This window comes from Clostridium akagii DSM 12554, assembly GCF_000686725.1.
Taxonomy (GTDB): domain Bacteria; phylum Bacillota; class Clostridia; order Clostridiales; family Clostridiaceae; genus Clostridium_I; species Clostridium_I akagii.
The window spans coordinates 69,299-77,301 of sequence record NZ_JMLK01000019.1; the positions used below are offsets into that span (position 1 = coordinate 69,299).

Below are 8,003 nucleotides of genomic sequence, written 5' to 3' on the forward strand. Positions count from 1 at the left end.
CTCCTCTAAGTATTTCTTGTACTAATTTGTATCAACTGTGACGAATTTGTATGTTAGATATATTGTAATGTGAAATTATCAATTATGCAAGCATTTTTTTATTAATTTCTTTGTATTATTTATGTTTTTGTTGAACATTTATCAATCATATCATCACTTTATTATCAAACTGATAATAAAGTAAACGGTATCATTATTGATTTAACTTATATCAAATTTATAGATGATTATAAGTTTATCATTTCGTTCCATTTAATAATGTTTCGCATAAAACAATAAAAAAAGGATGTTCTACTAAAATTTTAACCTTTAGTAGAACATCCTTTACTCATTAATTTAATTTTTTTTACTTTATAAAGATTTTCTGCAAATATGCAATGTTATATATACTCAGAATTTTATATAGAAATCCAATATAGGCTACAGTTGATATTATGAGATTTGCAATCCCTGTTGAATTACATATAGAAAAGCAAATATCACCTTGATGAAATGGAAATAGCAATGATTCGGATTTTTCATTTAACAAATCAATTATCATGTGTAGTGCATACCCAAGTCCAAACCAAATAACAAAGTTCCCTACAATTAGCCATACCCCTAGATTCATAACAAAAAAGCCAAGTAAACTATGCATATACTTTCTGTGCCCTGTAATCCTTCCTAATATAATGGAAACCACTATTAAAGCAGCTCCTGATAGCTTTAATTCACTAGGCATTTTATTATTTCCAATTAGTCCTAAAACGTCATAATGAAATCTATATGTTAGGATTAAATACAGTGCTACTAAAACAATAATTCCATATACAAAATCACTTATAACTCGTCCTGCTTTTGATACTTTTAAATCCGCGTCTGGTGCATAGGATCCTAACACAACAAATCCAAGTCCAATTAACGATGTTTTTATATCAACATTTGTTACTAATAAAAATGCTGCTCCACAAAGCCCTACTGATGCATGTGTTTTTCCCGTCATAATTATTTCTCCCTTGTAAATTAATACGCTGCATAGGCTCTTTTCCTAAAATATATTATATCACATTCATTTGCTACAAAATATCTATGGCTGTGATTTGAATTTTTAAAGATTAACCTCTTACACTTGTAAAATTATTTAATAAAATATCCTATACAAAAATTATATTTTAAAGTTGCAATAATACATAATTGGGTTTATAATACATATTGTGGTATATAATTATACTTTTAGTTATAAAAGTATAGTAATGTATTAATAAAAATATTTTGGAGGTAATTATTTTGAAAAAGAAAAGGGTTTTATCGTTAATGCTAGTAACAGTATTGTCTGCCTTTTCCTTTGTTTCTATTGCTCCAGTGAAAACGGTTACCGCTGCTACTACTAGTTTTGTCCAAAGAAGTGGAAGGTATTTTTACCTAAATGGGGCTAAATTCTATTTTGCAGGCAACAATACTTATTATGCCGGCCTAGTAAGTGACCAAGCAACACAGGCAAGTATATTTTCTGCAAATGCAGCCAAAGGCGTGAAAGTTATGCGCATATGGGCATTTAACAATGGTTCTGGAGGTTTACAGACTTCTATTGGTGTTTATAACGAAACTGCATTAAGACAATTAGATTATGCAGTATATCAGGCACAAAAAAATGGAATAAAATTAATTTTACCTTTTGTAAACTATTGGTCTGATTATAATGGTATGCAATGGTATGTAAATCAAGTACTTGGTTCTGGCTCAGAAGATTTATTTTATACAAACAGTAGCGTAGAAACCGCTTATAAAAATTATGTAAATACCATTTTAAATAGAACAAATTATTACACAGGTGTACAATACAAAAGTGATCCTACAATATTCGCTTGGGAACTTGCTAACGAACCAAGATGTACAAGTGATACTACAGGTACTACACTTTACAATTGGATAAATACAATGGCAACTTATATTAAAGGCGTGGATACAAACCATATGGTATCCGTTGGAGATGAAGGTTTTAAAACAGGTGGAAGTGATTGGACAAGCAATGGATACGAAGGAGATAATTGGCTAAAAAACATTGAAAATTCAAAAATAGATTTTGCAACCATACATTTATATCCGGACAATTGGGGAGAAAGCTTATCATGGTGTACAAGTTTCCTTCAAGATAGAGCAACCTTAGCACATAGTACTGCTGTAAAACCAATTGTGCTTGAAGAATACGGTAGGTCAGCATCAGATGGCGACAGAGATTCTGTTTTTACTTCCTGGCATAGTACTGCAACTAATAGTTCCTATGACTATGATGGTTTATTGCCATGGCAAATGGAAATAAATACGCCTTGGGATTCAACCTTTGGATTTACTAATACAAGCACTACAGCCAATTTAATATCAAGTCTTGCCACTGTTGAAAATGCTAAGAGTAAATAAATACTAATATTTTATAAAAGGATACGAGAAAAAAATACAACTAATTTCTTGTATCCTTTTATATTTATAAACATTTTTTCTTTACATCTAAAGTTCCTTATTGTAAATTTTATCAATTCCCTCTTTATCTAATCTGTGCAAGATCCACTCCGAATTTTTTTTAGCCCCAATACTTTTATAAAACTTAAGAGATGGTTCATTCCAATCAAGGCATGTCCATTCTATTCTTTCACATTTATTTTTCTTTGCAATATGTGCTAGTATTTTGAAAACTTCCTTACCTATTCCCTTACCTCTATATTCTTCATTTATATAAAGATCTTCAACATATATCCCTGCTCTGCCAATAAATGTTGAAAAATTGAAGAAATATATTACATATCCTATAAATTTATTGTTAAATTCCATCAATAACACTTCTGCCCTATTATTCTCAAATATTGTTTCCTTTAATGATTTTTCAGTGGCAACAACTTTATCTAACATATTTTCATATATTGCGATTTGCTTTATAAAATCTAATATTACTGGTATATCTTCTTCTACCGCATACCTGATTTTAAGTTCTTTTATTTTGGATTCAAAATATTTCATTTATTTACGCCCCTTTTCTTTTCATTTTTATTTCACATAATTTACTCTTATAAAAACTGTTCTAGCTGGAACTTTGGCATTACTTTGTTATTGTTATATACCACCACCTTATTCCTACCATTCCTTTTTGCTTCATATAATGCGATGTCAGCATAGTTAGTCAGTTTATTAACATTATCAGTTGTATCTGGATATGTAGCAACCCCTATGGAAATTGTTATATGAATACTAACTTCATTAGAAATATTAAATTGGTTACCTTCAACTTTTTTTCTTAATCTTTCTGCAATTGTAAATGCATAGATAGATGAACAATCTAATAGTATTACTGAAAATTCTTCTCCACCATTTCTAGATATAATATCAAAACTCCTACATGTATTAGTTAAAATATCAGCTAATTTTTTTAATACAATATCCCCTGCAATATGACCATAGACATCATTTATTTTTTTAAAATAATCAATATCCAAATATATCATTGATATTGATTCACCTTTTCTAATTGCTTGTTGCTCAATATTATTTAAAGAAGTATTAAATTCCCTTACATTGTTTAATCCAGTTAAAAAGTCAACAGTTGCTTGATTTTCTAATCTTTTATGTAATTTAACAGATTCACTTAGATATTCAGTAAATTTGAACATAAAATATGACACAAATAAGAGCCCAAAACAATATACTATAAGTCCTTCAGCCAGCAGCTTAGGATTATTAATAAGAATTATCATTTTAATTGAATTCAATATTATAGCAAATATAATATTGTAAACCAACTTATTTTTTCGTTGCGTCTTAATCAAATTTATCACAGTGCATCCAATTGCCATTAACAAAATAACTATTACTGCAAATACAGAACCTCTGGAAATTCCAAAATACAAAATACGAAAATTTCCTGTTATCAAAGAAGCTATAATCGTGGGTAATAGTCCCCCATATAGTGAAGATAAAATAATTGGTATGACACGGAAATCTATTAGTACTGTTGGTGTAATATGCATACTAAATACCATTAATAAAATCCCTAATGAACCACTACAAACTCCATTAATTATTTTTATAAGTACTGACTTATTTTGTCTTACATCTTTATCTCTGAAATAGAAATGAGCAATACTTATAAATGTAATCAAAACACACAAATTAATAAATAGATTAAAAATCATCTTAATATTTATCCTCCAAATTTAACATAATTATTTAAAAACAGATAATTTATTATACTTTATCTAAATTATAAAGTCTATTTTTTAACAATTGTATAAGGAATATTAATTATAATGTAATTCATAGTGAGCTTTATATATAATTTAATAGTAAGACTTCGAATAATGACTATTGTTTAATAATGTTTAAAGTGTTATTATGCAGAGGAGAACAATAATAATATTATTATAAATATTCACAAATCAAAACTATAAAAATAAGCTAAAGCTAAAGCTATAATTTATAATATTAAAAAAATAGATAAAATGTAAATAGGAGCAAATTATATGAATATTAAATTACAAGAACGCTATCAATTATTCATTGGTGGACAATGGAGATATGCTTCAGACGAAGCAACTATTAAAACTTATAATCCAGCTACAGGAGAATTATTGGCAGAGATTGCTGATGCTTCTAATGAAGATGTGGATGATGCAGTTAAGGCTGCCCAGGATGCCTTTAAAACATGGAGCAAGACAACACCAGCTGAGAGATCAGTAGTACTCAATAAAATAGCTGATATTATTGATGAAAACGCAGAATATTTGGCTACAATTGAAACCATGGATAATGGAAAACCAATCAGAGAAACAACAGGAGCCGATATCCCTCTGGCAGCTGATCATTTTAGATATTTCGCAGGTGTTATTAGAGCAGATGAAGGCAGTGCAACAATGTTAGATGAAAATACCTTAAATCTGATTTTAAGAGAGCCTATTGGTGTAGTTGGACAAATTGTACCTTGGAATTTCCCATTTTTAATGTCAGCATGGAAACTAGCTCCATTAATAGCAGCTGGAGATGTTTCAGTATTTAAGCCATCTAGCTCTACTTCACTAAGTATGTTAGCTTTTATTAAGCTAATTGAAAATGTTATTCCTAAGGGTGTTATTAATTTAATTACAGGCAAAGGATCTAAGAGTGGTGAATATTTGCAGCATCATAAAGGCCTTAATAAACTGGCATTTACAGGTTCTACACAAGTTGGTAGAGAAATCGGCCTTTCAGCAGCACAAAATATTATTCCTTCAACACTAGAACTTGGTGGAAAATCCGCTAATATATTTTTCAAAGATGCAGATATGGATCTAGCAATAGAGGGCGTTCAATTAGGCATTTTATTTAATCAAGGTCAAGTTTGCTCAGCAGGTTCTAGAATCTTTGTACAAGAAGATTTTTATGATGAATTTATGACAAATGCAATAAATGCTTTTGAAAAAGTTAAGGTCGGTAATCCATTAGATGGACAAACACAGATGGGTGCCCAGGTCAGTGAGGTACAGCTTAAAAAGATTCTTAGTTACGTTGAAATCGGTAAAAAAGAAGGAGCAAAAGTTGCAACCGGTGGTGAAAGATACACTGAAGGTGACGCATCCAAAGGATACTTTATGAAACCTACCCTTCTTGTAGATGTAACAAATGATATGAGAGTAGCTAGAGAAGAGATCTTTGGACCAGTGGGAGTTGTAATTAAATTCAAAACTGAAGAAGAAGTCATAGCTATGGCTAATGATAGTGATTATGGCTTGGCTGGTGGTGTATTTACAAAGGATTTGAATAAAGCCATCAGAGTTGCACGAGGAATTAGAACAGGACGTGTATGGGTAAACACTTACGATAGTTTCCCTGCAGGTGCACCATTTGGAGGATATAAAGAGTCTGGAATAGGTAGAGAGACTCATAAAGTAATATTAGATCATTATAGTCAGATGAAAAATATAATAATTAATTTATCAAGAAAACCTGGTGGAATGTACGTAAAATAAAGTGGATTTTCACTTAGATGAGGATTTAGAAAATTAAAGAATATAGGGTATGTACATAAATTTGTCTAAACAAATCTGTGTACATACCCTAATTTTCTGTTGATATTGATCTAACAGCAAATAATGGTTCTAAAATAGTAGTTCTTATGATTAAAATTATTTATACTATATATTAATTGGGAATAACGCTGATAAAGTTGATGTAAATACTCTAAACAATAACATTTTATTAAAATTATCCTGATTATTTAGTTAATTCATCATTTTTTCAGTGTTTTATTTTAAAACTATTGACTTAATATGTAATGATTGTTATCATTTAATGAGTAAACAAGTCGAATTTTGTAATTATGGAGGTTTAAAATGAAATCAACAGGTGTTGTAAGAAAAGTAGATGAATTGGGAAGAATTGTTATTCCTATAGAATTAAGAAGAACTTTGGATATAGCTGAAAAAGATGCTCTAGAAATTTATGTAGATGGTGATACAGTAATATTAAAGAAATATCAACCAGCATGTATTTTCTGTGGAGAAGCTAACGATGTAACAAATTACAAAGGTAAAAAAATCTGTAAAAGTTGTTTATCAGAATTGAAAAACAGCTAGTATTTAAATAGATTTATATAAAGTCTAAATAAGATTGCCATATTATTTGGTTTTTCTATTTAGACTTTTTGTTTTCTTATAAGGTAGATTATTATTTCAGATAGTTGACAATCATTTTTTGTATTTAACAGTTATAAATTTACTTGCTGTTTTTCCAATAACATAGAATAAGTTTCCAAATATTTTTTTATAAAATGGAACAGTTACCAAAGGATCATAAGTACTTTTACTTCTTGATTGATTAATCCAGTATACGCCATCTTCTGTTTCATATTCTGTTCCTTTTACATATCCGAGGCTCATTCCTCTAAATAGATTGTAAGGTATTAAAACACCCAAAGAAGGTGTATGTGTTTTTTTAGATGAAACATCCTTATGAAATCTTTCTGCCAACATTTTGCATTTTATTTTTGTTTTATCATCTGGCATATAATTATTCCAGCTATAGGATGCAACAGACAATTTATAACAATAGTTAAATCCGATTCCTTTTAGGAACCCCACAAGGTAGTTTGCTGCACTGTTCCCACCTACACCACCAACCGTGGTAACAACAATAGCTTTGTTTTTGAAAAAGTGAGGTCTGTGAACCATGTAGCTAAGGTGATCAATCAAATTTTTAGTCAAAGCGTTTGGCTGCATATAAAAGGTTGTCATTGCAAAAATCATGCCATCACTTTCATCTATTTTATCTATTATTTTCTCCATGATTTTATTATGAGGACAGTACTCATGCCCTTTTCTAAAACAAATACTACATCCAGTACAAAATGGTAGCTGCAAATCTGTTAACTGTATTTCTTCGAAAGCAGATTCTGGTGAAATTCCTTCTAAGTTTTCCTGAATCAATTTAACTAACTGCCATGTATTACCTTTATGAGGACTTCCATTAAACACTAAATATTTTATGATATTTCATCTCCTTAAAATATTAATTTATTTTCTTTTCAAAACAAATTGCTTTAGGATTATTGATGTATTTCCCATAGTTTCGTATGTTGTAATAACCCCTATTCTCATAGAATGATACTGCTTGTTCATTTATCAATCTTGTTTCAAGGCAAAGAGCATGGTATCCCAGTTTTCGCGCCTGTGTTTCTAAATAAAGTAGAACTTCAGTTCCTATGCCCATTTTTGAGGTCTTAGCAAACAATCTTTTGACTTCAGCGATATTTTCATTAATCTGGCGTATACCACCACATCCTATTGCTTCTCCCTCTTCATCATATGCTATTACAAATAAGGAACGAGAACCACAAAAATCATTTGGATTAAAAGAACTATTTCCGCTATCACCTGTTATAGATTGTAAAGTCGCATTTCAATTAGTAATTTAATTTTATAGGAATTGTTTTTTATTATTATACAAAGACTTGTAACCTAAATTTAAGGATAAAAACACCGTAGTACAAACAGAAGTACAAATTG

Annotated in this window: 8 protein-coding genes; 3 read left to right on the forward strand and 5 right to left on the reverse strand. The window is 29.8% G+C overall.

The features are described from left to right. Positions 1–346 precede the first annotated feature (346 nt). Positions 347–982: a metal-dependent hydrolase gene (locus BR66_RS0111370; RefSeq protein ID WP_026883050.1), complete on the reverse strand. Its 636-nt coding sequence runs from the start codon at positions 980–982 to the stop codon at positions 347–349. A 284-nt stretch (positions 983–1,266) separates the two neighbouring features. On the opposite strand from BR66_RS0111370, the gene BR66_RS23675 reads away from it, so the two are divergent. Then, positions 1,267–2,397 carry a glycoside hydrolase 5 family protein gene (locus BR66_RS23675; RefSeq protein WP_051624203.1) on the forward strand — a complete coding sequence of 377 codons (1,131 nt, stop codon included), beginning with the start codon at positions 1,267–1,269 and terminating at the stop codon, positions 2,395–2,397. 87 nt (positions 2,398–2,484) lie between these two features. Here BR66_RS23675 and BR66_RS0111380 read toward each other — a convergent pair whose 3' ends face one another. Both BR66_RS0111380 and BR66_RS0111385 read right to left on the reverse strand, forming a co-directional pair. After that, positions 2,485–2,991, reverse strand: a complete 507-nt coding sequence (locus BR66_RS0111380; protein ID WP_026883051.1) for a GNAT family N-acetyltransferase — start codon at positions 2,989–2,991, stop codon at positions 2,485–2,487. A gap of 47 nt (positions 2,992–3,038) precedes the next feature. Continuing rightward, on the reverse strand, positions 3,039–4,160 hold the full coding sequence (locus tag BR66_RS0111385; protein ID WP_026883052.1) for a GGDEF domain-containing protein: 1,122 nt from the start codon (positions 4,158–4,160) through the stop codon (positions 3,039–3,041). A gap of 327 nt (positions 4,161–4,487) precedes the next feature. Here BR66_RS0111385 and BR66_RS0111390 point away from each other — a divergent pair, with 327 nt between their 5' ends. Together BR66_RS0111390 and BR66_RS0111395 are read left to right on the forward strand one after the other, a co-directional pair. After that, a complete protein-coding gene (locus BR66_RS0111390; protein ID WP_026883053.1) occupies positions 4,488–5,969 on the forward strand; it encodes an aldehyde dehydrogenase family protein in 1,482 nt (493 codons plus the stop codon). A 363-nt stretch (positions 5,970–6,332) separates the two neighbouring features. Further along, positions 6,333–6,575 (forward strand): AbrB/MazE/SpoVT family DNA-binding domain-containing protein, encoded by a 243-nt coding sequence (locus BR66_RS0111395; protein WP_026883054.1) that lies wholly within the window; start codon positions 6,333–6,335, stop codon positions 6,573–6,575. Between the two features lie 111 nt (positions 6,576–6,686). On the opposite strand, the gene BR66_RS0111400 is transcribed toward BR66_RS0111395, so the two are convergent. Then, positions 6,687–7,472, reverse strand: a complete 786-nt coding sequence (locus tag BR66_RS0111400) for a flavodoxin family protein (RefSeq protein WP_278246812.1) — start codon at positions 7,470–7,472, stop codon at positions 6,687–6,689. 34 nt (positions 7,473–7,506) lie between these two features. Then, the gene (locus BR66_RS23680) at positions 7,507–7,878 is read right to left on the reverse strand and encodes a GNAT family N-acetyltransferase (RefSeq protein WP_084156491.1); all 372 of its coding nucleotides are present in this window, start codon (positions 7,876–7,878) and stop codon (positions 7,507–7,509) included. Positions 7,879–8,003: the final 125 nt, after the last annotated feature.